A 22324-nucleotide genomic window follows, 5' to 3' on the forward strand; every position below is an offset into this window, starting at 1 on the left:
CGGCGCATTGCCAAATAATCAATTGAATGTATAATCGATCCACTTAAGTTTTTGGAATCCAACATGAAACCGGTAGCCCTATCGGCCTTTTTAGGCCACGTGAAGGGAGTCCTTCAGGACAACTTTTCCAAAGGAGTGTGGGTTACCGCCGAGATCCTTTCCCTCTCGGGCACCGGACACCGGTACCTTGAGCTGGTTGAATATGACAATGACCGTAGGGAAATAGCCAAGGCAAAAGGCGTCATATGGAAGTCTGCTGCCGGCATGCTGGATGCCTTCAAGAAGGTGACGGGCAACGCACTGCAGGCAGACATGAAAGTCCTTGCCAGGGTGTCACCACGGTTTCACGAAAGTTTTGGTTTTTCTCTCGTCATCGAAGAGTTAAATCCCACCTATACCCTGGGTGACATGGAGATCAGGCTCAAGGCAATTCGAGATTTCCTCCGAGAGAAGGGTGTGATCGAATCCAACAAGCGCCTACGTCCACCTGAAGACTTTTTCCGCCTGGCTGTGATCGCTCCCGCTGAAGCAGCAGGGCTGGGCGACTTTCGCACGGAAGCAGATCACATTGCTTCTCTTGGCCTGTGTGAGTTTGCCTACTTTCATGCGTCATTCCAGGGTGAGACAGCCGGCGACCAGATTGTCGATGCCATGGCGCTCGTCGTTGCCGCGCACAAAGCAAGAAATTTCGATGCCCTTATCATTCTACGGGGCGGCGGTGACAAAGCCGGGCTGTATCAGCTCAATCACAAACGCCTTTGTCATGCTGTCTGCAGAGTCCCTTTGCCCGTAATGATCGGTATCGGGCATGAGCGTGATAAATTGCTGCTTGATGAGCTGGCCAACTTGCGGTTCCCAACGCCAAGCCTGGTTATTTCCCACATCAAGCAAACCATGATCGCCAATGCCAATGCGGCTCATGACGCCTTTGAAGCTCTCGACAGGGCCGCAGAAAGCGTTTTGGTGGGCGCTGAGGAGCACTCGCAGCGCTTACTCGATCAGCTTGCCCAGAACGCTGCCCAAGTGCTTGAGCGCGCCGAGCAGGGCCAGACCAAGCTCTACGAAAACCTACTAAACAAAGCTGAGCAGAGAATTGGCGAGGCTGAACAGGTCGCCACCAGAACGCTTGAGAAGATCGTCAACCATGCTGATCGTCTTGCCGACCAGGCTGAAGAGTCATCTGCAAGGCTTTTGGATCAAGTATTCACCCTGTCAGATAAACTTCTGGATCAAGCGGAATCTCAAGCCAAGCACCTGATCACCCAAGTGATGGCCTCGAACCCATTGGCCATTTTGGCTCAGGGGTACGGATATGTAAATAGCAGCGCCGGGCACTTCGTGACCCGAATGGATCAGGCTCAGCCTGGTCAAACTCTCACTATTACACTTCAAGATGGCAGTTTCGGCGCCGTCGTTGCCCCTCAGAAGGAAGCTTCATAATGACCGACTCAACCGTATACATGGACAATATTCGCAGACTGCAGAATTCGGTCAAAACCCTGGCCGAAATGCCAGAGCCAGATGTTGATCAAATACTGCCCCTGATCGAAGCTGGCAGCGAAGCCTATCGCCAAGTAAAATCTCGCATCCAGCTGGTGCGCGAAGGTCTGGCGAAGGCCCGAGGCGACGTCGAATCTTAAATGCCTAGGTCGGTGCCCATTTTGCCATCGCGCTCTTTGGCCGTGAGCAGTGAGTAAAATCGGGTGTCCGTGATATTGCCGGCCATGATCAATGCTCTGGCGTACTTTTTGTCTTTTGGGCGTAGATCGATCTTGAATTGATCGCTCATGCCTTGCATCAGATATGAAAATACAGGCCGCATGCTGTAGTGAGGGTTGCCACCTGGGTTTCGAACGTTTTTCCTTGCGCCAGTGAGAAGGGGTATATCCTCATCCTCGACACCTCGCTTGGTTTGATCGACAAGCAATTGTTCGTGTTCACACAAACAGGCCAAAGCGTCCATTAGCTTATCTTCACTCAGGCCATCCAGCTGATGAAGGTAATGCCCTTGATCCGGAATGCTCTTCTTGGCAGTCCTCAGTGCTTTCTTGAGATCCAGCCGAAGTTCGTCTTTAAGGATCTTGCGCATGGCCTCTTTTGTGTCTTCATCCAGGTCACTGTCGTGAGACTGAAGAGTTTTGATTATCCCATCAAAACTGAAGGTCTTGATGGTTGCAGGATGGCCCAGAGACACAAGCTTTGCCGCTGAACGTATTGACCATACGTTAGCGTTCACCAGCTGAGCCGGCTCATAGCCACCCCTAAGCTCAGAAAAAGTGGGGTGGCTGACGAGTTTGTCGATTATCACGTTCTGCAGGTGTTCAAATCCATGCTCAAGGCTGCGGTTCCCCAAGCGATGCAGCAATACACCCGTCAGCTGATGATGACGCAAGGGGCGCACCTTATTCAGCAGGGTGTCTACGAACCTCTGGAGCATCGCGGGCGAGGCATGAGGCATAACCTCAATAAGAAAGTCTTCGTCATCATCGATGCTCTGGATGCTGGAAATGGCTTTGGCCAGAGAGACGTCAAGCAAAGAAACCAGTGGGGCACGGTCTTTATGGTCAACAGCCCTGAGAACCTGAAGGATCACGGCTTTGGAGACAAGGTTGTCAGCCAGGTAATCGCGCCTGGAAAAGTCCCAGATCAGGGGCCGATGGTCGGAACGCGAACTTACTGATTTGAACAATATTGAGGCGCAACTGGGCGTTCCGAGTGCCTTTTTTCCCAGCACTTTCTCGCATTGGGACAGCCCCTGTGAGGCCCTTTGCAAAGCATCATCCTTGTCGCTAAACGACAGGGTCATTGCGGTGATGGTGTCAGTCAGCAAATCCTGCCCATGACGACTCATCGCAAGGCTCACCAGTTCGGCGAATTGGGGTAGCGCTTCCTTGCTGCTGCGACTGATCAGTCTGTCTGACAGCTCAAGCGCCAGGCTGTAATCTTGGCTGATCATAGCGTCAGCATCGAGACCACGCGATAGAGCCCATTCAAGAATGCCAGCATTCTGGCTCACGAAGGACATGACTAGAGCCTCGCGCAAACCCGCAGTGCGCAAATCTAAGGGAAGGGCATTGAACTCAGTATCAATGCTTTCGAGGTCATTGGTAAAAAATCGCCTTACCGCCGCTACAAAGTCTTTGGCAGCTGGGATTGCGTCTAAATCAGTGATCATTGGGATCTCCTTTGAGTCAGCGTATCACCAGCAATTTCGGGGCAGCAACCTTGCGAAAACACCTCTTCCGAACACACAATGGAAAAAACAAGCGTGAGTTGAGCTATGCACACCAAGGACACCGAAATTCTAGGTCGTTTGATTTCGGCCATTGAGGCAAACAAGCTCAATGAAGCCTTCCCATCTGATGCGCCAGGCTCATGCCATGCGATTTACCTTGGCATGAGAGAAATTTATCGCCAGCGTCAGCCGGGTCAGTCACCCCATCCAGCCCTTAACGAAAAAATCTTCATTGATGCGCTCGATGCCTGGCCTATGAAGGATTTGCTGCATTTCATAAAAAGCAAAGGCAACGACTTTCCCAAACTTGTGCATGAGTCTCTTTTGCAGATGGTTGATAGCACAGCCTCGTTGGGCGCCGATGCTGTCACCTACCTGGTCAACCTCGAAGTTACGCTTGCGCAGAAGCGCGGACATAAGCCACGCGAAGATCTGATCACCCATTTCATCTCAACCTACGGCGGCAGAATAAGCTTGCTGAGGGCGTTGAGTCCGATCCTGATCGAGCATTTTCCGAAATCAGAACCTATCGATGCAGCGTTGGCTCAGCACGTCCCCGTACACAAAATGGCCGACCAGAGCTTCGTCGACGTATCAACCAGCAGCGATCTGATGATGGCGGTGCATTATCCACGCACTCTGCGTGCCTGCCTGGAATGCCTGGTCGAATCAGATTCAGAGTACAAGTTTCAGTTTTTTAGAGACCACGCCAACGGTCGAATGCCAAAGTGGGCGCTAAGCATGTATGTAGAAGTCCTGGGGCTTGAGGAGTGCCTTGAGCAGGCAGGACAATGCCTTAGGGGATCCTACAGAGCCAGCATGGATTTTTTAGAAGAGCCGCTCAGGCATTATGTCGAGCAGTTTGGTGCGATCGAACTGCTTAACACGACGGCCATGAGGGAAGACCTTGAGTCGGATGAGCGCAACGGTGTGACCTCAGCTTTTTTCAAGTGGTATGCCAGCCGCTTGCCCTATGAGGTTCCGGAGTATACCGAGCTCGCCATCCCGCTTGTTCCCGGCATGATCCGTGAGGATGGGAAACTGCCATGCTCGGGATTTCTGATTGCCTGGAAGCAATCGCGTCCGGAAGAGCTATTCCTCGCAGAGTTTCTGGAGTCCGTGTCTAGCCGCCACCCTAAGAAAAATAACTCCTCTGCAGGCAGTATTTTCAGGGACTTCGAGCAATTTCTCCCCCCTTTTGATGATTCGACTACCCGGCATGCCCCGTCATCCCTTGTGCATGGCGCGTTTGCTCAAGGAGCATCCTTGAACGAAGTTGCATTGACAATCAGATCCGTTCTGGCCATGACCGAAGTCCAGGCAATTGGAAAGGTGCTGCCCACGTTGTCCTCTACTGCATTGCGCGGACTGTGTCAGCTCATGGGCCACACTCGACATAATGAAATCATGAAAACCTACCCCAAGGCATCTGAATTTGTCATGGCTGTCGACCTGGGTCTTTGACCTTCTTGTGGTTTTCAAATGGCTCATTCATTGGTAGAATTAGCCATATATTGATAGGTGAAGACATGACTGAGTTGACCAGAACCATAGCCTCATTTTCACTCGCATTTGGAGAGGAGGATGGAACCTCTTTTTGCGCCATCCTTTGGCCAGATGTGGAGGGCGAAATGCCCTTCACTCAAGCACCCAACATGCGTTTGCACCTTGATGGATTTGTTCTGTTCACGGCTGATTTTTCGGATGTTATGGGTTTTTTCGGAGTTGATAGCGTTTCATTGGCGAAGCTGTTGACCCACCAGATTGTGATTCTTACACCTAAGGCAGACGGCTATTCGCAGACGGAGGTTATCCCACACGAAAATTCCCCGCGCATATCCCTAACCTAGCTCGAACTTCATATGGTGGGCTGTAATCCTGTGCGTTATACTTCGCTCAGGAGGGCCTTCACATGCTCGATTCACTTAAAGAGATAGGTTCTTTCAATTCTCTGCCGATGGCAGAGCAGAAAAGGCTATTGTCTGTCCTTTCGTCTCATGTACTCACAGATTTTGATGTTGATCAGATCTTGATGACCATTGCCTCACACGGCCAGTGGAATTGTCTAAAATCTGTAATGCGTCAGCCTGGAATCCGAAGGCGCCTCGCTCACGTGATTTCGTTGATGCAAGACCAAGCCGCTTCGCGCCAAGAATCCATTGAATTTGCACAGGCTCTCCCCAAACGTCTGGATTCTGAGTCTGCACTCGTAGCGCTTCACTTCCCGATACAAATCAAATCATGGGCGATTGCCAAGCAGCTCATAGATCGGGGCGCCTATCTTTCCCCCCAGCATTTCAGAGCCCTGTGTGATAGATATACGGCAGGTGATGGGGAGTTTGATCGCAAACTCATTGTATGCTTGATGAGTCGGGAAATTGTGGACTGGCCCAAAGCACTTGGTTTTCATTCAATGGACGGCTGGCAAGCGCTGATAACCAGAGCGTCTTCCAGTGAGGATCCTGCCCTTTATCTTTGCGCATCGTGCTTGATGAATATTCGTCAGAAAAAGGCTGTTATCAAGCAGGCCCAAAGTCGCGCCATGGTTTTGATGGCCATAAAACACATGCATCTCACAGGGAAATGGCAGGATGCTATCCCGGATGCTTACAGAGATGATGTTCTAGGTTGTCAGTTGGGACTGTGATTTGGGCTTTCTGGGTGCTTGATTCTGACGTACCGGAGCTTGACCTGCTCAAATGACAGGTCGCATTGGGCAGCGATGGCTGGGCCATGGGGGCGGCAAATATCCACAACGGCCATAGCAAATTCGCAATAGCTGACGATGTGCTTGGGCGCCCAGCGCGGTGGGTATTCCAGAATGTCGTGCATGTTGGCTAGTTTGTCGCTGAGCCGCACCAGCGCCGCCAGACTGGAATAGTTTTTCGCTCGATCTATTTGATCCTGCCGGCGCGCCTCTCGCTCAAGACCTTGTTTGTCAGTAACCTCCTGGATCAAGGAAAAAACCACAGCAGGACAGTTCTCGGATAATTTCCGAATGACATCCGCAGAGTGGTCATTTTCTTCGATGGCGTCATGCAGGATTGCGCCGCAGAGCAGGGTGTCGTCTTTGTACCCGTAAGACACCAATATCTCCACCAGCTTCAGAGGATGACTGATGTAGGGTCGTACGCCGCCAGACCTCACTTTGTGGGCATACATCTCATGTGCGTAGGCTAGGGCCTGGGGGTAAAAGTCGTGTTCTCTGTTCATGATGCCATGGTACGCTTGCTGTAAGGGTTTCACAATATATTGAGAAGGGTTCGACATGAGCTGGCCGGTGTGCTTTGACGCCAAGACTATCAAGCGGATTGACAAGTCCTGGAGCCTTTTCCCAGCAATGGTGAAGGACATTCAATCCTTGACCTGCAGCTTGTATGACGCATGTCTGTCCGAGGGTGTTTTATCCCCTGTGCAAATCAGAGAGAGTGCTGACCTTGCTGTCAAAAGCAACCTGGGTCTTTATTCTGTTGCTGATTGGTCAAAAATTGTTTATCGATTGGGTTCTACACTTGAGTGCCTTATTTCGAGTGTCGAGAAAAGCCTGACCATCGAAGAGGTAAACCTGGTAGAAGCTCGCTTCGAGCTTGGTTACTTCGACGGCATCGATGCTTACGCCCGGCGTTTGGCATTGGGTGAAAACCCCCGTCAAGCGCTTCAATTGGCCGAGCGCATGCACGACGCAGGTTCGGATGGTTGGATCAATTGCCTGCAGTCATCAATCACCGAATGCTCCGGATCCGATGATTCAGCTGCACTCAAAATGATGTTGGCTGAAGCCAGCGACGAAAGAATGGCTTGGGCTCTCGAAAGCAAGATCAGCTTCTGGAGAGTCCCGACGAATGCCCTTAGCCCTCTGGTTCATGTCCAAAGATTGTTGGATGGTGAATACCCTTGGAACACCATAAGCGTGCAGTTTGTACAACAGCGTTTGGGGTCAGACATACAGAGCAGCTTGCGCATTAAAGTTCACGAAATGTTCGAGGGTTTCACAGACGATGAGAAAGAAAAATTTCTATCTGCGGTGTATGCAGCACAACCCCCGGATCATTTGAAAAGCACCTACAAGGCAATTGTTCACTTTCTTCAGCCTAGTGATGTGCTCAATATGAAGCCAATGGAGCTCGTTTCTAACGCACTGAAGGGGGATATTCCTCGTTGGCTCAAGTCAGTGCTATCTACCCAAGCACAAGGGCTGGCGAGATTTCAGCCAACCATTGAGAGCGTGACGCTCATGGTCTTGAATTCATCGCCTGAAAAAATTGCCGGGATAGCGCTTCCTGAGCGATTTGCTCAAGAGATGCAGAATTATGTCTCCAACCTTGCCGATGAGGCCCGACACAGCTATCCCCTCGACGATGTGCTGTTTTGGGATGACTATGGGAACAAGGCTGTGAAGGCGGGCCCCAACATCGGTACGACACTGTTGGAGTTTCTCAAGGCCACCTTGCCTCACGTCATCCTCAACCAAAGCCGTAGAAGCAGCGCAGAAGAGTTCGCATCTTTCATGGTAAACGTCGACATGCAGGGTTTCTTGTTGATGACTGCTGCGATTATCAAGGCTCAAGGTCGGGAGACAGAGCTGGTCGATGTTCTTGCCCAGTCGTTCTCAAAGGACTATCAGGCCATTCAGAGATTCGGTGAGGTTTTTGATCTGAGCAACGCTTCATTGATGAAGTCGACTTGGTACCGGGATTTGCATCTTGCCGGCGATCTTGGGCTCTAGGGGGCAATGCGATGCAGGAAGTCATGACGCTGGACAGGCTTCACAGGCTCTACAAGCTTGGAAAAATGGATCGAGATCAACTGGGTCGGCATTGGGATGAAATTGTAAGATCTTTGCTTATATCGCCCCCAGCAGGGGATGTTCAGTCCCTGGTGAAGTGGGCGGCTGAACATCAGGAGAGGGCGCAGAAGGTTGTAGATTTGTTTGAGTCCAACCCTTCTCTGGCTTTTGAAGGTGATCGCCTTGGTTGCATTCTCATGGTAGGGACAGATGATCGTTTCAGATCCGGGCTTTTTCGCCACTACCTTGAAGAAAATCTTCACCAGGGCGCTTGCCAGATCACCTGCCATTCGTATGCAGAGCGCCCAGGCGGCTCGCTCTTGGGGGATCAGTGGAAGGGTTCGGTGATTTCACAATTCGGTCAGCTGGGCATCAACCCCTTCTCCAGCGACCTTTATTTGAGCCATGGTTTGATCGACAGCCTGGATCGTGATGAGGTCATGCACTTGATCTCCGGACTGAAAGACTCGATCGCTGATTCACAAAGGTTGTCACGCTATGACCAGATCAATCTGTCGAGCCTGCTTAGTGCTCAGTCGTTGATGGGGCAGTCTTCATTGATCGTGGAGCAGTGCAGATCGTTTTGGAACCACGTTGCTCAAGCTCAGGTGATACACGAAGATTCGGCATTGAGCAGCATGGCTGCAAGCCTGAGGGGCGTTATCACGCAAACCTGCTCCTTTGACTTGTATCAGGTGGTGATCAACGCCAACGAGGACATTGCTTCAAAATTCCCTCTGCATCTTGAGCTGATCATTCTGTCTGACCTGACCCAGCACCATTATCCAGCTAGGGTTGATGACAATCCGGATTTCCCGACTTTTACGCTCGAAAGGGTATTGGGAAAATCGATAACCACCAAAAAAACTCAAGCATGGCTGCAGGATTGGCTCACCAAGCAAGGCAATGGCCCTAACGGGATTGATTGCCTGGATGAGAAAATGGTCTTCGATGCAGTGAGGCCACTTTTGGACAAGCATCGGGATGCGCTCATGGCAAAGTTTTCCGAATTCAATCCGGAGCACTTTTCGGCCAGCGAAATACTTCGCGATATCCAGATTGGTCGATATTTTCGTGTGGCCACCAGAGCGCTTCTTAGTGAATCGTATCGGGCAACTCTACAAAGTCTTCCCTTGCCCAGGTTGGTCGCGAGTGAGAAGGCCCATGCTGAGTTCTTCATACCTATGCTGGGCGGCTACTTTGAGTCTGTGAGTGAGGAGCGAATCTCGCAAGCCTATATCTCATCAAGGTCAATTGCGCCGCAGCTTGATTTCCTATGTGAAATGTACCGGGAGCGCTTCACGGTCTCGGCACCGGGGTTCCTGCTCAAGGCCTGCACAAGCCGAGATGACGCAGTAAAACTTCTCAAAGAGCTTGAGCAGCGCGGAATAGCAATGCCAGCAAGGGAGGTTCTGCAGGGTAAAGGGATCGATCCAGCTTTACGGGATGAATTTTTGAGTAGGGACATCGGAATATGAGCATCGATAAATTTACCCAGACGCTGCTGGATATCAAACAGCTACAAGAAGACATGGCCCAGGGTGTCAACAAGGATATCTTGGGTCGCTATGTGGCGCTCGTAAACACCTTGGACAGCAAGCTTTTGGGAAGTAATGGGCTGACGCTTGAGGCTAGCAGTCTATTGGTGGAGTTACTGCCCTCGGACAAGGCGCATCACCTTTTCCTGACTTCTTTGTTTGGTGCTGCCCATGCTATGGATAACGACACCCTTGTCCGGATGCTGAGTCAGTACCCTGAGCCTGTACTGACGAGTACACACTCGATGCTTTGTCACATCACAGGCATGTTCAAAGTTTTAGATAACCACGAGATATTGCTCGACTGGATTTTGAAATACCCCTCGTCAGATGATGGCTACCCACGCCTTGTCAGGGAAATGATTCACAAATGCTGCCAATACACTAGGAAAAACAAGCCGTTTTCAGAGTCGGTGGTCATGGGTAATAGGGTTGCCTACCCTGGTGCTGATGAATTCGCTCAGCTATACGATTACGTCGGCCAGCTTCAGTCATGTCTGTCAGCCCCCAGTCTGCTCCTGCGCGATCCTCAATCGTTACGCAGAGATGCTCTGCTCATCCGGAAGAAAGAGGCGGGCGGATCAACGGACTTGCAGTGTTCGAAATTCTTAAAACCAGGTTACGCCATCACGCCCGAGGAAGTAGCCCCCATCCTGGCTAACCCGGCAACCGAATGGGACGTCCTTGATGTCATGACCATTGCAAGCTTCAAGCCCATCCGATTTGTCGGCATGCCTCTTACCCCTTGCCCATCGGAGGCCGAGAAGGCGCTGTGGGCTTTTACTCGAATGGGCCTGACTCGCCTTCACGAACTGTCGGAATTGAGCGTGTTGACGCTAGCCAGGTGCTTCCAGCACCATTCGGTTTATGTCGACGTCTGTCATAAGGTTCTCGACGGCAAGCTTGAAGACAAGGCGGCGAAGAAGCTGGCGATGAATATGATCGAGGCTACGATGCTTCTGCAGTATTCAAGAGCACTGACTCCGCACCCACGTAGTTACGAATCAGTGGTGACACAGGTGCTTGAACCCATGGCAACCTCTGCGTACATGCATGCCATGAAGAGCATGCGTTTCGAATTGTATTCCTCTGTGAGCAGTCAGGCAGATATGATGGAGAAAAAGACGCCTGACTTCTGGACGCTATTCTCGACCTTCAGGGAATGGAAGAATCCCAAGGTGCGGGACATTTTCTTTGCGAGTGATTTAGGCTTATGAGTGACATGAGAAAGCTAATGAAACAGGTGGGGGATCTGCGAAGATCCCTCGATTATTACATTGCTCATGGTCGTTGCGACGACGATCCGGTGAAGAAAGCTATTGCACTGGCCGAAAAATCCAAGCTGTTGATCGAAGGCCAATGGCCCGAGCAGTCAGGATTGACCGGGATTTTTTGCGGAATGGATGGGGCGCGCTACCTGCTCGATCATTTCTATATCCTTCTGCACAATCAAGGGTTGCTGGAGTCCGTGTATCGGCTGCATCCCAATCCCACATTTCTTTCCAAGGCGTCCAGATCCCATCTGTGGGCCATGAATCAGACTCACCTGCAAAATGATCGGCTGGACATGAGTTTGCTGGCGTTGAGCCTGGGCGGATTTCCGACTCTGTCGGATATTCAGGAGTCGTTCCGGGATTTCAAGGTTAAAGATGCCCCTAATGCTGAAATGTGTCGAAGTCTGCTAGAGAATACCTTTGCAGCCATCGAATTTTTTTCTGACGACCCCTTGTCTTTACACCACGGTGGTAAGTATTTCACAGTGCTCTTGGGCAAGCTGATAGACGAAGGTGAGTCTTCGTGGGCTTTTGATTTCCTCGATAGAAATCTTGATGTGCTTGAGCAGTTTTCGCCTGTTCAATACACCCGTAAGGATGAGCCAGAAGGTTTCTCGTTCAAAGAGAAATTTCTTGTACACTTGCAGAACTACCTTCGGTGCGATCGCCTGCTTTCCAAGCTTGCCGAGGCAGATGAGGAGGTTTTCAGCAAAGTGATGGCGAGCAACGAAACTCATGACCACATCATGTGGGAAATTTCCGCTCGCAAGGGTTTTGAGCTTTCTTCAATTCCGCTCGATCAGCCGACTTGCAAGCGGCTGGTAACGAGCGCACTCAGCTTATGCCTGGTTGAGGAAGGGATTAAAAATGAGCCGCTCCGGCTCGTTGACCTAGCGCGTATTGAGGAAGCTTGGCTTTCAACAGGGATGACCAGCACCGCTTTCATGCAGCTTTTGCGCAAGCAGCCTTACTTCAAGCAGTCCTTGAAGGGCACGGAATCACTTCTTGTTGAGCTAAGCCAGGCAGGGGGTAACTTTGAAGCCCTGAAGGTGCTCAATGAGAAATGGGCTGGCAAATCGTTGGATTTCATCACGGTGGCCGCTTATGCAAACTCGTCCCTGCGCAAGGCGCTTCTTGAAAACCTGCCAGCACTGTCGCCATTGCTTGTCATGAGGGATCATGACGCGCACGTCATCTTCGAGAAGGATCGTACCCACGTCACAACGTTGGAAATCAGAGCTCTCATCCACTCGACCCTCAAGGGTGATTCTGATCTATGTGGTGAGTGGAAGCAGCAGGGTTTATTCAAGGCTCCGAAGTCTGTAGACGAGCTGAGCCACCTACGTCAGGAGGATCTTGCGAAATTCAGAAAGTTGGCTCACGGTCATTTCAGTGATGAAGAGCTACGTAAAATTTCATGGACAGACCACCGCATACGTGAAAGTTTTTTTGGGCAAGACCTAGGATTGTAGAATCGACTAAGCTATAAATTGCCAGTTCACCCAAAGGGTTTTAGAATGGAGTGAACTGGAGAACAATAATAATGAAAATTCTGTTTGCCTGGGAGCTTGGCTCGTCCCAAGAAACACTTTGGTGCATGGGTAGGCTGGCAAGAGCCCTCAAAGCTGTGATTCCAGACTGCAAAATTGCGGTCGCCTGCGTCAATCCCATCAATCGTGCGGACGTGCCATGGGCCACTAAGGTCTACGCCTCGTCTAAATTGGCTTTTCGGCATGAAAAAAACAGCCAAGGGGTGGCCCATCAGCTCCATCACCTTGGTTGGACAACACATGAGCTGCGGGCCATGCACCTTCAAACATGGAGTGCGGCATTCGAAAAGATCAAACCTGATCTGACGTTCGCCTTTGAGGCGCCCAGTGCCGTCATCGCAGGAACTCTACTGGGCAATCGCATCCTTCTGGCGACAGCCAGGCTGCGAGACGACTACTCCCATCTTGAAAATGACTTTCCAGAGCTTACCGACTGGGTTAAAGAACTGTGTGGCCATTCCCTAGAGACGATCCTCAATCGACCAGGGATAAGCTTCCTGTCCTCGTTCATCGATACCGGCAGAAGCTCGCTGGTGCTCAACGTCAGCCTTTTTGATAAGGGAGAACAGCTTGATTCGCCGAAAGCGCTGATTCTTGCCAATGGGGTTTTCGACCAGAGTCAGGTCGTTCTGCGCCTCAGCGAGCAAGGGATTACACCGATACTGATAGGGAATGCCAGCAAACTGCTTGATTGTTCATTCACTGATTCAAACGCCGTAGGGCTGGTGGTGGGGCCTTATGATACTCTTTCCACCACCTATGCATTGAACAGGGGCATTCCTTACCTAGGTACCCCAGGGACTGACCCTCAGTCTCAAGCTATTGCAGGATTGATGGAGGGATCAAAGCGCGGCTACCGGCTTGGCAGCGATGGTCTGATGCTTGATGTACTGCTCGCAAGCCTCACCAGCTTCAATGCCCAGGCCCGTGAGCAAAATGCTCTGGATGGAGGAGGCGTCTGTAGCGTCGAGTCAGCCTGTGAGTTTTTTGTAGGCAAAAAAAACCCCCTATGAAGGGGGCTTTGATCCGCCAGGAGTCTGTGATTCAGTAGAAACTCATTGCCCGACGGCCAGTGGCGTACATTACGTACTGAGCAGCCAGGATGACAGGGTTGCGCATGTACTCACGCTCTACTGTCATTTCAACACGCTCAGACGGCCTGGTCGGGTTGATAACCACGGTCATCTTGCTGAAGCTCTCTACCTTGAGGACAGCATTGGCGCAATGGAGGCGCGGGCTATAGGCTTCGAACTGAACAGCAACGACTGCAGCGTAGTCCTTGTTATCACGCTTGTCATCGTACCCGGTGACAGCGCAAGTAGTTTCGCTGCCCACGTAGTAGGCATTGATGCCTTGAGCAATTGCCTTGTCCCGGTTAGGCGACTCGACGCTAAAAGTCATCGATGGCCGCTCGTCAAAGCGCACGGTCTTGATGCTGACAGTGCCTATCGAGTCACTCGGTATGCCGTTGACTATCACAGGGCCTGTGAATACGTCGTCAAACGACTGAGCTTTGGTTGCCATCCATACAGCTGCGATCGTGGAAGTCAGCAGCAGGGTAAGCAGGGCATAACGAAAACGGATACGGTTCATGGCCATCACTCCTGGCGAGTTGTTAAGGGTAATTATAGGGCCAATTGCCAAATTGTCAATATCTACAAATAGGCTTTGTGAAAATATTTCCGCGCAGCCATTTCTTCACGGTTGGTCAGGAGTGAGGTATCTCACAGCTTTGCGTTTGCGTGGCCAAATCGTAGGCGTAGACGTATTTTGAAAAGTACCCCTGGTAGCGCTGGTCAAGAAGGGCGCTGCATTTCTTGATTGCCTTTTGCATGGGTTTTGTAAGGGTAGGAGTTGCGGATGCGATCATCCTCTTGCGAAGGGCCTCATTGTCCTTTAGGCCTTCAGCATAAGCCAAGGATTCAGCGCGCCGGTCGGCGTCATAGAGTGTGTCATTGACCAGCAATTGCAAGGCATTGGTATTGTCAGCAAGGCGAAGCGCTTCAACAAATACGCTGTCGCGCTCTGCAAGCCTCCCCTGTGCTTCAGCCGTCACCATCAAGATAGCGCTGGCAAACGAAAAGCCTTTTTCATGATAGCTTTCGACAATTGCCCGGTTCGCTCCGGTAAGCAACTTGTCTTTGGCAAAGACGTCCATGACGGTTTGAGCACTGAGTGCCTGCTCCTCCAGCTTTTTGGATGAGAGATCTACATAATGCTGGGTGACGCCAAGCAGGGCGAACTTTAAACCGACGGCGCAGAGCAATCCGATGACCACTCGTTTTCTAACGTGGGGAATTTTCATTGGTTTTTTCATGGATGGAGGGGTTATTTTCTGCGCTTCAAGTGGCGCGCCACTCGCAGGGTTCGGGTGTGATCAAGGCTCAGTGGCAGTCCGGCATCAGCCTGCTCGATGTTGCTCGACTCCAGAGGAGCGGTGCAGGCCTGCGCGACTATCGAAACACTGGATTCGTCTTCTGTTGGCATGACGACACGAGCAGAATTTTGAGCGGCCATTAGGGTGCCTACCTGTAGTCGAAGAAAGCATGAAAATTATGGTTTTGAAGAGAAACCATGGTCACCACACATCCTAACGGTTTAGTCGTATATTGTGAACCCTGGCGTGACCAATCGTCCGGCGCTGTGTGCACGTAAAGGTTCGCCCACCCCTGAATCGACGCGGATTATCTTGCAACCCCTCACGCTGGCTAGGCATAATTTTATTAACGATAAAATCTAGATCTGGAGACACAGACGTGAAAACCTTCCTGCGCCGAGTACTGATCGGCTTTACTAAGGATCGTGAAGACAGCAGAACCACACTGAGTCTTTACTTCAACATCCTGCTCATTGCGCTTAGAAAGACTCTGAAAAACCTTACCTTCTTTGGTGTGATCCTGTCCGTCGCCTACTGGCTGGGATACCTGACATTCGGCATGTCTCCAGCCATCAGTTTGAAGCTTGAGATTTGGGGGGTGTACTCTCCGCAGGCCCGAGAAATCGCGGCGATCACCGCACTTGTGGTGATGTCCTGCGCAGCTTTTCTATACCTCAACCGACTTTACATGCTTGGCAAATTTGCCGAAGAGATGGGCGATGATTATGGTCGTGGTGTCAACGCCTCACATCTGGCTCCATTGGCCAAGCTGATGGAGGCTGAAGAGGATTTTGCACAGCGGCGTGAGGATCTTTTCGACCAGGCGAACAAACATACCTGAAGTCCCAAGGTTGCCAATAGCTGGGTGGGTTGATCTTTTTCTTGATGATGTCAAAATCAATTAATAGCTAAATGATTTTACAAAAACAATAAGAAGGGACAACCCCCATGAGTTCGCTAAATCCGGAAGTACTCCTGTTGAAATCGACAGGGCTGACTGAGCGCTTCAACGCAGCCCTTCAGCACCTGAGCAGAAATGCTCTCCACCAACTCTTTCTGACCAAGATTGGCTCTGTGGCTGAGATCGGCAAGAACTGGCGCGAGGCATCAATTGCTTTGGCAACATTTTGTGTCGATCAGTTCGCACTGACCCGAGAGAAAGGTGGCGTGTTGATCAACATGGCGCTAATCAAGTCGCTGCTGCAACTTGATGCTGTTCATAGCGGCGCCCAGCTCGATCAAGCGTCAGCCAAGCACTACCTGTCTCTACTGCCAGGCTTCAAGAAAACGGGCACAGTTACTGATGCCGGCATGGGCTTTCATGAGTATGCCCAAGGCTATCTGGTGAGCATACTGGACGAACTGGTTGAGGACATGAAGCTCAACCATACCGATCCTGCGATGTTTCGCACTGCCAAGATCGGTGACGTACTCCTTGAAGGCAATGGGTTTGAAGTCAAGACCTCCAAGCAGCTTTCCAGTTATGTCGAGTACACCGAAGGCAACATCGCGGTCATGGTGATTCATGATGTCAGGGAAAACCAGTTCCTTCTGGTCGAGCGCTACAATCCCATTGACGGCGTGTTCACACTCGAATTCCCCCGAGCCTCCGGGCATGGCGAGATCACCCCAGAATCCCACGCTTCGACTGCCTTGCGCGACCTGACCGGCTTATCGCTGCGCGACCTGGAGAAGATTGGGGAAGTTCGGCCAGACGCTCACCTTGTCAAAGGCAGCTGTGATGTCTTTTATGGCAACTTCGATCTGGAAGAAAATCATCAGCCCCTGGTGCCTTCAGTGCGCTCGCTAAAGCGAATCACCGAAGATGGTCTCTATCAGGCCGCTTATGAGAAACGCATCACCTGCGCACTGACTTTATCGGCCATATCGGTGTGGCATGCGTTTGAGTCAATCCGCAAAAAGCGTGTTGCCAATAGCAAGCGCGTCCGAACGCCTGTAAAGGCTGCCGAAGAAGAAGTGGAAGCTGACGCTGACGAAGAATGATGATTGGCACCCGCCAATGGGCGGGTGCAGGCATCTTTGAGGACATGTAATGACCGATGTTAATTTGACCATTGTATACAGGGGCGTCGCTGCACATTGGGCCGGTGTTTCTACCTGTGGGCACGTTCTCATGGACGAAAGGGTAGGCTTGTACAGCGATGGTGCTGCTCCAGACCTTTCGTGGATTAAGAACTCGACCTGGGGCGAGATGCTGGAAGCCATTGAACAGCCTTTGATGGATCCTTGCTATGGAACGCTCATAGTTGACTTCGATCAGAAAAAAATAACAGACAGCACAGGAGCGGGGCGCCCTTTCGATTTGCATATGGAATGGCTGGCCATGACCTGGAAGTTGCCACGCATTGCCCCCGTGACGAAGAAATCTCTTCGCGGCCATCTGAGGGCAGGTCGACTGAGCAGGCTACAGTCGCATCTTCTAATGGATGATGAGGCCTTGGGCGAAACACTCCCAAAAACGCTACCCAAAGCCATAGCAGCATACGAAACGCAGGAGTTTAAGCATGGCTGGACTGCAAGATTTCTACTTCCTCCTGGCTGGACGTACGAATCCGTAGAGGCCTGATTGTTGAGGCGGGGTGATCGCATGCATCATCATGAGGTATAGAGAATCGATCGAGACACCACATGCCCGCCCACGCAAGCTTCATCAAGAAATGCATGGCCCTGTCTAGCCAGGTAGCCAAAGACCTCCAATGCACAACCAAGCATCTGGAGTTCTCAGAGGTTTTCATGCAGCGCCTTCTCTCAACGACCAAGCCAGAAGCTATTCTTCGTCAGATTTTGAATGCCGAAGAGTATGACATGGCAGCCCACGAAGCTTGTTACCATGCAATGCATGTGAAAGAGTCTGCTCAAGCCCTGACATCAATCGCCATTGCCACGGGTAATGCCAGAGCCCTGTACAACCAGTACATTTCAGGCGTCGATACACACACCTACGCAAATTTAAGGGCTGAAGACTTCGACCATTCAGATACCCTGATCGCCCTAAAGACGCTTAGGGGTGCAGAAGGAAGCCAGAAGAAAACCTTCGTGAGCCCCCGGTATGCATTCTTTGCGGGCTATGCACTGGAAATTGAGATCGAACATTCAATCTCGCTGGACGATGCGCTCTCTGGAATGTCGATACTTGAGCTTCACGGCTGCGCCCCAGAATTGTTCAAAAAAGGGGTGGAGCTTTTCTCGCAGGATCGGATGGCGGCGTACTCCCATTACCCCTACTACTACCTCAATGAGTGCACGGAGAAGGAACTTGAGCCTACGTTCAGTCTTCTTTGCAGGCTTCATGGCGGCATCGCCGCGCAAAACCTGTTGAGTGACGCGTTGGTCAATTCGCCACTCAACGCAGTATTCCTAAAGGCTGACGAGATCGCCACCTTGCTGGGAGAATCGAAAGTCCTGACCGCCATAAAGCAAATCGTGGCCTCAAAGGATGACATGTACGCCAGGCCGCTGGCTTGGGCGATGAAGGCTGTGAGGCAGGAAGGCCGACTCTCCGAGCTTGATGCACTGACAAAGAACGAGTCCAGATATCTTCTTGATCAGGGCATGATTCAGCTGACAGATCTAAGCGGTCTTCCCAAGCTGGCAGCCATGCACAGCGAAAGGCGATTTGCGGCAGACCTGGGCCTTTGATCGGGGAGTCTGCGAGCGCCTCGCAAGAATGACCCTTTACTGGTAAATTGGCTTTTTATCTACAAGGCCAACAACATGAAATATCTCGCAATGATGTTGGCATTGGTTTGCTGTGGTGCCAATGCCGCCCAATCCGACCCTTCCGTAGCCTCGCAAAGCGCCTACATCCAGTTGATGTCTGTGATAGATGGCACGCAGTCTGATATCGCTCTACCCAGTATTTCCGACCTGCGTCACGAGATCTGGGAAATGGCAGAGCAGGGCGCTCCTGAGCTCTCTAGCGCCTGGATTGACGCGGGTTTGACTGAAAGCAGTCTTCTTGCCCAAGTGTCATGCATCGATAGCCCTCAGGACTTTTCAATTGAGGACAGGGGGCAGATCTGGTTCTACAGGGACACCCGAGAGCTGTATTGCGAGGCAGCAGGCCAAGGCTTCACCTTGATGGTAGAGGTGGGCATCCGCCAGGAGAGAGGCGTCTCTTGGGAGTACACGCATCTGCAGTCGATAAATTCGATTAAATAGGTTATTGACAGCGCTTCGATTAACCCTATAATTGACCCCAAGTTGCCCATTTGGCAATTACCTAAACCTTCTGTCTCACTCGGAGATATCGATATGCGCAACTTCTGGGGCTCGGCCCTTGTCACGCTGATCTGTATGATTGGCGCGTTCATCTACGGAGGCCCATCCGCTGCGTTTGCAGTGCTGATCCTGGGCGTGCTCGAAGTCTCCGTCAGTCTGGACAACGCCGTGGCAAACGCCAAGGTACTCAAGGACATGAGCCGCTTCTGGCAACTGGCCTTCTTGACCGTCGGCATCTTCATTGCCGTCTTCGTTGTGCGACTTCTGCTTCCGGTTGAGATCGTGGCGCTGGCTGCCGACATCAGCTTCATGGATACGGCGCACATGCTGATCAATGATCCTGTGCAGTATTCCCACCACCTGCACGAAGCCCACTTGTCCATCTCAGCTTTCGGCGGCATGTTCCTGCTGATGGTCTTCCTGGACTTCGTCTTCAATGACGAGAAAGAGCACTTCTGGCTGGGCAAGGTTGAAGAAAAGCTGGCCTCCTTTGGCGGCGTTGATGGCGTAAAGGCTTTCGTAGCACTGGCTGTGCTTATGGGTATCGCTTCCGTGCTGAAAGCCCCGAAGTCCGCCGAGTTTCTGTACGCAGGCTCCCTGGGTCTGGTGATCTTCTTCGCAATGTCTCTGCTCAAGAATCTGTTCGAAGAAAAAGAGACTGGCGATGCTGTTGTCGACACAGTGAAAAAAGGGGGTCTGATCAGCTTTTTGTACCTGGAGGTACTCGACGCCTCATTCAGCCTCGATGGTGTAATCGGTGCCTTCGCAATCAGCAAAGACCCCGTCATCATCGGCATGGGCTTGACCATCGGTGCAATGTTCGTCCGATCCCTGACTGTGTATCTGGTCAAAAAGGGCACCCTGGATGAGCTGGTTTACCTGGAAGCAGGTGCAATGTGCGCCATTGGTGTTCTGGCCCTGATCATGATCAGCTCTGGCTTCATCGACATCCCTGAGCTCTTCACTGCTCTGGTGGGCGCTGTTCTGATCGGCTTGTCTGTATGGTCGAGCCTGCGCCACAAGAAAGCGGAAGCGGCGCTGCCGGCTCAAGCAGAAGCTTGATTCAAGCTCAATCCTGAATCACCTGAGGGCGGGTATTCCGCCTCTCAGCTAACTAAAACGACATACCAGTAAATTGAACTAGGAGCAATATCATGGCAATTTCTTTGAGCAAAGGGGGCAACATCTCGTTGTCCAAGGCTGAGCCTGGTCTGCAGAAGATCCTTGTAGGTCTTTCCTGGGAAGAGCGCACCACTCATGGCCAAGCTTTCGACCTGGACGCCAGCGCGCTGTGCCTCTACGAGGACGGCAAAGCCAAAAACGACAAGGACTTCATCTTCTTCAGTAATGACAAGTCTGTCGATGGCTCCATTATCTTCGGTGGCGACAATCGCACCGGTAGCGGTGACGGCCACGATGAAACCATCACCATCGATCTGAGCCAGGTGCCTGCTGAAATCACCCGCGTACAGTTCATCATCAACATCCACGAAGGCAAAGAGCGCAACCAGTGCTTCGGCCAGGTCGGTGGCGCCAAGGTTGAAGTGCTGAATCAGGAAACGAACAACTCCATCGCCGTGTACGAGCTCAATGAAGATGCCTCGGTCGAAACCGTCGTTGTCATGGGTGAAGTGTATCGCCACGGCGAGGAGTGGAAGTTCCGCGCCATCGGCCAGGGCTACGAGCAAGGTTTGATCGGCGTACTGGCAAACGTTGGCCTCGCTGCCACGCCTTGATCGCCCCGGTGGGCACGAAGGGGGTGATCGCGCCCCCTTCAATTCAGAATCCATTTTCAGATAAAAGGAATACCGTCATGATTCAACTCTCCAAAGGCGCCAGAATCAGCCTCGCAAAACCCGATGGCACCGCACTGACTTCCGTTTCGATGGGTCTGGGCTGGGATGGCGCTCGCGGGATCTTCGGTGGCGCCAAATCCGTTGACCTCGATGCCTCTGTTCTTCTGCTGGACGCCAACAAGACCCTGGTCGATCAGGTCTGGTTTCGCAGCCTGAAAAGTCGTTGTGGCAGCATCGTGCACTCCGGCGACAACCGTACCGGCGCTGGCGATGGCGATGATGAAACCATCAAGGTCAACCTGGCAGCCCTGCCTGACAACGTCCAGTACCTGGTCTTCACGGTCAATTCCTACACCGGTCAGTCGTTCAACGACGTTGAAAACGCCTACTGCAACCTGTACGACGAAGCCGGCAACAAGGTCGCTCAGTTCAACCTGTCCGAGAAAGGGCGCCATACCGGCCTGATCATGGCCAGTATCTACCGCAAAGACGGTGCCTGGAAGGTCAATGCGCTGGGTATCCAGAGCAATGGCAACCTGGCTCAGGAAATGGTCGATACCATTCGCGGCAATATCTGATCGGCGAAAGCCATGAAAAGCCCGGCGATGCCGGGCTTTTTAGTATAGGTAACCCTTAAATGGCAAGGATTGGACTGATACTCGCACTCACGGCTTTACTGATCCCCTGGCGTGCCCAGGCTCAAGTGCTGGAGTACTCATGGAGTGACTTTCGTGGGCAGCCTCAGACAATAAGCGTCGACTTGCCTTATCAGCGGCTTGAGGCAGGCATGCTGCGTGGCAAGGATCAGATCTCACAGCAGGACATCCTGAAACTGAGTTACCGCCTCGCTCAAGGCATAGCCCGTCAAACAACCACCCCCCAATATCCAGTCACCGTGGCAGGCACCGAGCAGCGTTTCTTCTTTGCGGTAGATGGAAAGGATCCCGTATCGGATACAGCTTTCGCCCAGAGCCTGAGAAAAGATCTGGTCTATTCCATCAATCACAGTTCCGAGCGGGGCTATTTCATTTTTGACGAGTTTGCCAACGGCATACGTCCCGACTATCGAGAGATTTTGAAGGACAACCAGGATGTCTTTGCAATCTTCGCCCATGCGGTTGTCAAGAAATTTGGACAAGAAGATTCCGTTGAATTGATCAACCAGTTACTGGCGTTTCTCCAGCAGATCCCCTACGACGACCTGCTTGCAGAGCCGTTTCCCATGGCGACGCCCATCCAGATGCTGGTGGAGAACAGGGGCGATTGCGAAGCAAAGCAGGTGTTTCTGGTGGGCGTGCTCGGCCAACTGTTCCCTGATCGACCTATGGCTTTGCTCAACCTGCCGACATTCAATCACATTCTTGCTGCGATCAGCCTTGATGCGGATCTTTCTAGCAAGGTCATCCACGATGGCAAGCCATTTGTGCTGATGGATGCGACAGGGCCAACCAAGCAAGCGTTTGGCGAAGTTTTTATTTACTTGAGAGACGCGACATCGAGTTCTTGGATAGACATTTAGGCAAGTA

The 22324-nt window shown here is 51.8% G+C and carries 23 protein-coding genes; 19 read left to right on the top strand and 4 right to left on the bottom strand.

The window, feature by feature from the left end:
• Positions 1-63 precede the first annotated feature (63 nt).
• Both xseA and xseB read left to right on the top strand, forming a co-directional pair.
• A complete protein-coding gene (xseA, locus tag IFT57_RS05170) occupies positions 64-1440 on the top strand; it encodes an exodeoxyribonuclease VII large subunit (protein WP_122531481.1) in 1377 nt (458 codons plus the stop codon).
• Positions 1440-1640, top strand: a complete 201-nt coding sequence (gene xseB / locus IFT57_RS05175) for an exodeoxyribonuclease VII small subunit (protein ID WP_122531480.1) — start codon at positions 1440-1442, stop codon at positions 1638-1640. Before xseA ends, xseB begins: the two co-directional genes overlap by 1 nt.
• Here xseB and IFT57_RS05180 read toward each other — a convergent pair.
• Entirely contained in the window at positions 1637-3175 is a 1539-nt protein-coding gene (locus IFT57_RS05180) for a hypothetical protein (protein ID WP_122531479.1), read from the bottom strand. The two genes, xseB and IFT57_RS05180, sit on opposite strands and share 4 nt — an antisense overlap.
• Before the next feature lie 105 nt (positions 3176-3280).
• Between IFT57_RS05180 and IFT57_RS05185 the strand changes: the two genes are divergently transcribed.
• From IFT57_RS05185 to IFT57_RS05195, 3 genes are all read left to right on the top strand, one after another.
• Positions 3281-4699, top strand: a complete 1419-nt coding sequence (locus IFT57_RS05185; RefSeq protein ID WP_122531478.1) for a hypothetical protein — start codon at positions 3281-3283, stop codon at positions 4697-4699.
• A gap of 65 nt (positions 4700-4764) precedes the next feature.
• Positions 4765-5085, top strand: coding sequence for a hypothetical protein (locus IFT57_RS05190; protein ID WP_122531477.1), 321 nt, complete (start codon positions 4765-4767; stop codon positions 5083-5085).
• A 62-nt stretch (positions 5086-5147) separates the two neighbouring features.
• Positions 5148-5882 carry a hypothetical protein gene (locus tag IFT57_RS05195; RefSeq protein ID WP_122531476.1) on the top strand — a complete coding sequence of 245 codons (735 nt, stop codon included), beginning with the start codon at positions 5148-5150 and terminating at the stop codon, positions 5880-5882.
• On the opposite strand, the gene IFT57_RS05200 is transcribed toward IFT57_RS05195, so the two are convergent.
• Positions 5867-6589, bottom strand: coding sequence for an HD domain-containing protein (locus IFT57_RS05200; RefSeq protein WP_122531475.1), 723 nt, complete (start codon positions 6587-6589; stop codon positions 5867-5869). The genes IFT57_RS05195 and IFT57_RS05200 overlap by 16 nt on opposite strands.
• Between IFT57_RS05200 and IFT57_RS05205 the strand changes: the two genes are divergently transcribed.
• From IFT57_RS05205 to IFT57_RS05225, 5 genes are all read left to right on the top strand, one after another.
• On the top strand, positions 6504-7961 hold the full coding sequence (locus tag IFT57_RS05205) for a hypothetical protein (protein ID WP_163020515.1): 1458 nt from the start codon (positions 6504-6506) through the stop codon (positions 7959-7961). The two genes, IFT57_RS05200 and IFT57_RS05205, sit on opposite strands and share 86 nt — an antisense overlap.
• Positions 7962-7972: 11 nt before the next feature.
• Positions 7973-9499 carry a hypothetical protein gene (locus tag IFT57_RS05210; RefSeq protein WP_122531473.1) on the top strand — a complete coding sequence of 509 codons (1527 nt, stop codon included), beginning with the start codon at positions 7973-7975 and terminating at the stop codon, positions 9497-9499.
• Positions 9496-10776 carry a hypothetical protein gene (locus IFT57_RS05215; RefSeq protein ID WP_122531472.1) on the top strand — a complete coding sequence of 427 codons (1281 nt, stop codon included), beginning with the start codon at positions 9496-9498 and terminating at the stop codon, positions 10774-10776. Before IFT57_RS05210 ends, IFT57_RS05215 begins: the two co-directional genes overlap by 4 nt.
• Positions 10777-10793: 17 nt before the next feature.
• Complete coding sequence (locus IFT57_RS05220; protein WP_241032732.1) at positions 10794-12305, top strand: hypothetical protein; 1512 nt, start codon at positions 10794-10796, stop codon at positions 12303-12305.
• 71 nt (positions 12306-12376) lie between these two features.
• Entirely contained in the window at positions 12377-13396 is a 1020-nt protein-coding gene (locus IFT57_RS05225; protein ID WP_122531471.1) for a hypothetical protein, read from the top strand.
• A gap of 31 nt (positions 13397-13427) precedes the next feature.
• Here the strand turns inward: IFT57_RS05225 and IFT57_RS05230 are convergent, their stop codons facing one another.
• Together IFT57_RS05230 and IFT57_RS05235 are read right to left on the bottom strand one after the other, a co-directional pair.
• On the bottom strand, positions 13428-13976 hold the full coding sequence (locus tag IFT57_RS05230) for a hypothetical protein (protein WP_122531470.1): 549 nt from the start codon (positions 13974-13976) through the stop codon (positions 13428-13430).
• A gap of 115 nt (positions 13977-14091) precedes the next feature.
• Positions 14092-14688: a hypothetical protein gene (locus tag IFT57_RS05235; protein WP_122531469.1), complete on the bottom strand. Its 597-nt coding sequence runs from the start codon at positions 14686-14688 to the stop codon at positions 14092-14094.
• A gap of 451 nt (positions 14689-15139) precedes the next feature.
• Here IFT57_RS05235 and IFT57_RS05240 point away from each other — a divergent pair, with 451 nt between their 5' ends.
• The 9 genes from IFT57_RS05240 to IFT57_RS05280 all read left to right on the top strand — a co-directional run bounded on the left by IFT57_RS05240 (position 15140) and on the right by IFT57_RS05280 (position 22317).
• Positions 15140-15601, top strand: a complete 462-nt coding sequence (locus IFT57_RS05240) for a hypothetical protein (RefSeq protein ID WP_122531467.1) — start codon at positions 15140-15142, stop codon at positions 15599-15601.
• Positions 15602-15708: 107 nt separating this feature from the next.
• Positions 15709-16764 carry a hypothetical protein gene (locus IFT57_RS05245; protein ID WP_122531466.1) on the top strand — a complete coding sequence of 352 codons (1056 nt, stop codon included), beginning with the start codon at positions 15709-15711 and terminating at the stop codon, positions 16762-16764.
• A 49-nt stretch (positions 16765-16813) separates the two neighbouring features.
• Entirely contained in the window at positions 16814-17347 is a 534-nt protein-coding gene (locus IFT57_RS05250; protein ID WP_122531465.1) for a hypothetical protein, read from the top strand.
• A gap of 62 nt (positions 17348-17409) precedes the next feature.
• Positions 17410-18420 (top strand): hypothetical protein, encoded by a 1011-nt coding sequence (locus IFT57_RS05255; RefSeq protein ID WP_122531464.1) that lies wholly within the window; start codon positions 17410-17412, stop codon positions 18418-18420.
• A gap of 75 nt (positions 18421-18495) precedes the next feature.
• Entirely contained in the window at positions 18496-18942 is a 447-nt protein-coding gene (locus IFT57_RS05260) for a hypothetical protein (protein WP_122531463.1), read from the top strand.
• A gap of 42 nt (positions 18943-18984) precedes the next feature.
• Positions 18985-20064, top strand: a complete 1080-nt coding sequence (locus IFT57_RS05265; protein WP_244656723.1) for a DUF475 domain-containing protein — start codon at positions 18985-18987, stop codon at positions 20062-20064.
• A 92-nt stretch (positions 20065-20156) separates the two neighbouring features.
• Positions 20157-20738 carry a TerD family protein gene (locus tag IFT57_RS05270; protein WP_122531461.1) on the top strand — a complete coding sequence of 194 codons (582 nt, stop codon included), beginning with the start codon at positions 20157-20159 and terminating at the stop codon, positions 20736-20738.
• Between the two features lie 77 nt (positions 20739-20815).
• Positions 20816-21376: a TerD family protein gene (locus tag IFT57_RS05275; RefSeq protein ID WP_122531460.1), complete on the top strand. Its 561-nt coding sequence runs from the start codon at positions 20816-20818 to the stop codon at positions 21374-21376.
• 59 nt (positions 21377-21435) lie between these two features.
• Entirely contained in the window at positions 21436-22317 is an 882-nt protein-coding gene (locus IFT57_RS05280; protein WP_122531459.1) for a hypothetical protein, read from the top strand.
• Positions 22318-22324 lie beyond the last annotated feature (7 nt).

This window comes from Pseudomonas sp. CFBP 13719 (assembly GCF_014842095.1).
Lineage (GTDB): Bacteria > Pseudomonadota > Gammaproteobacteria > Pseudomonadales > Pseudomonadaceae > Aquipseudomonas.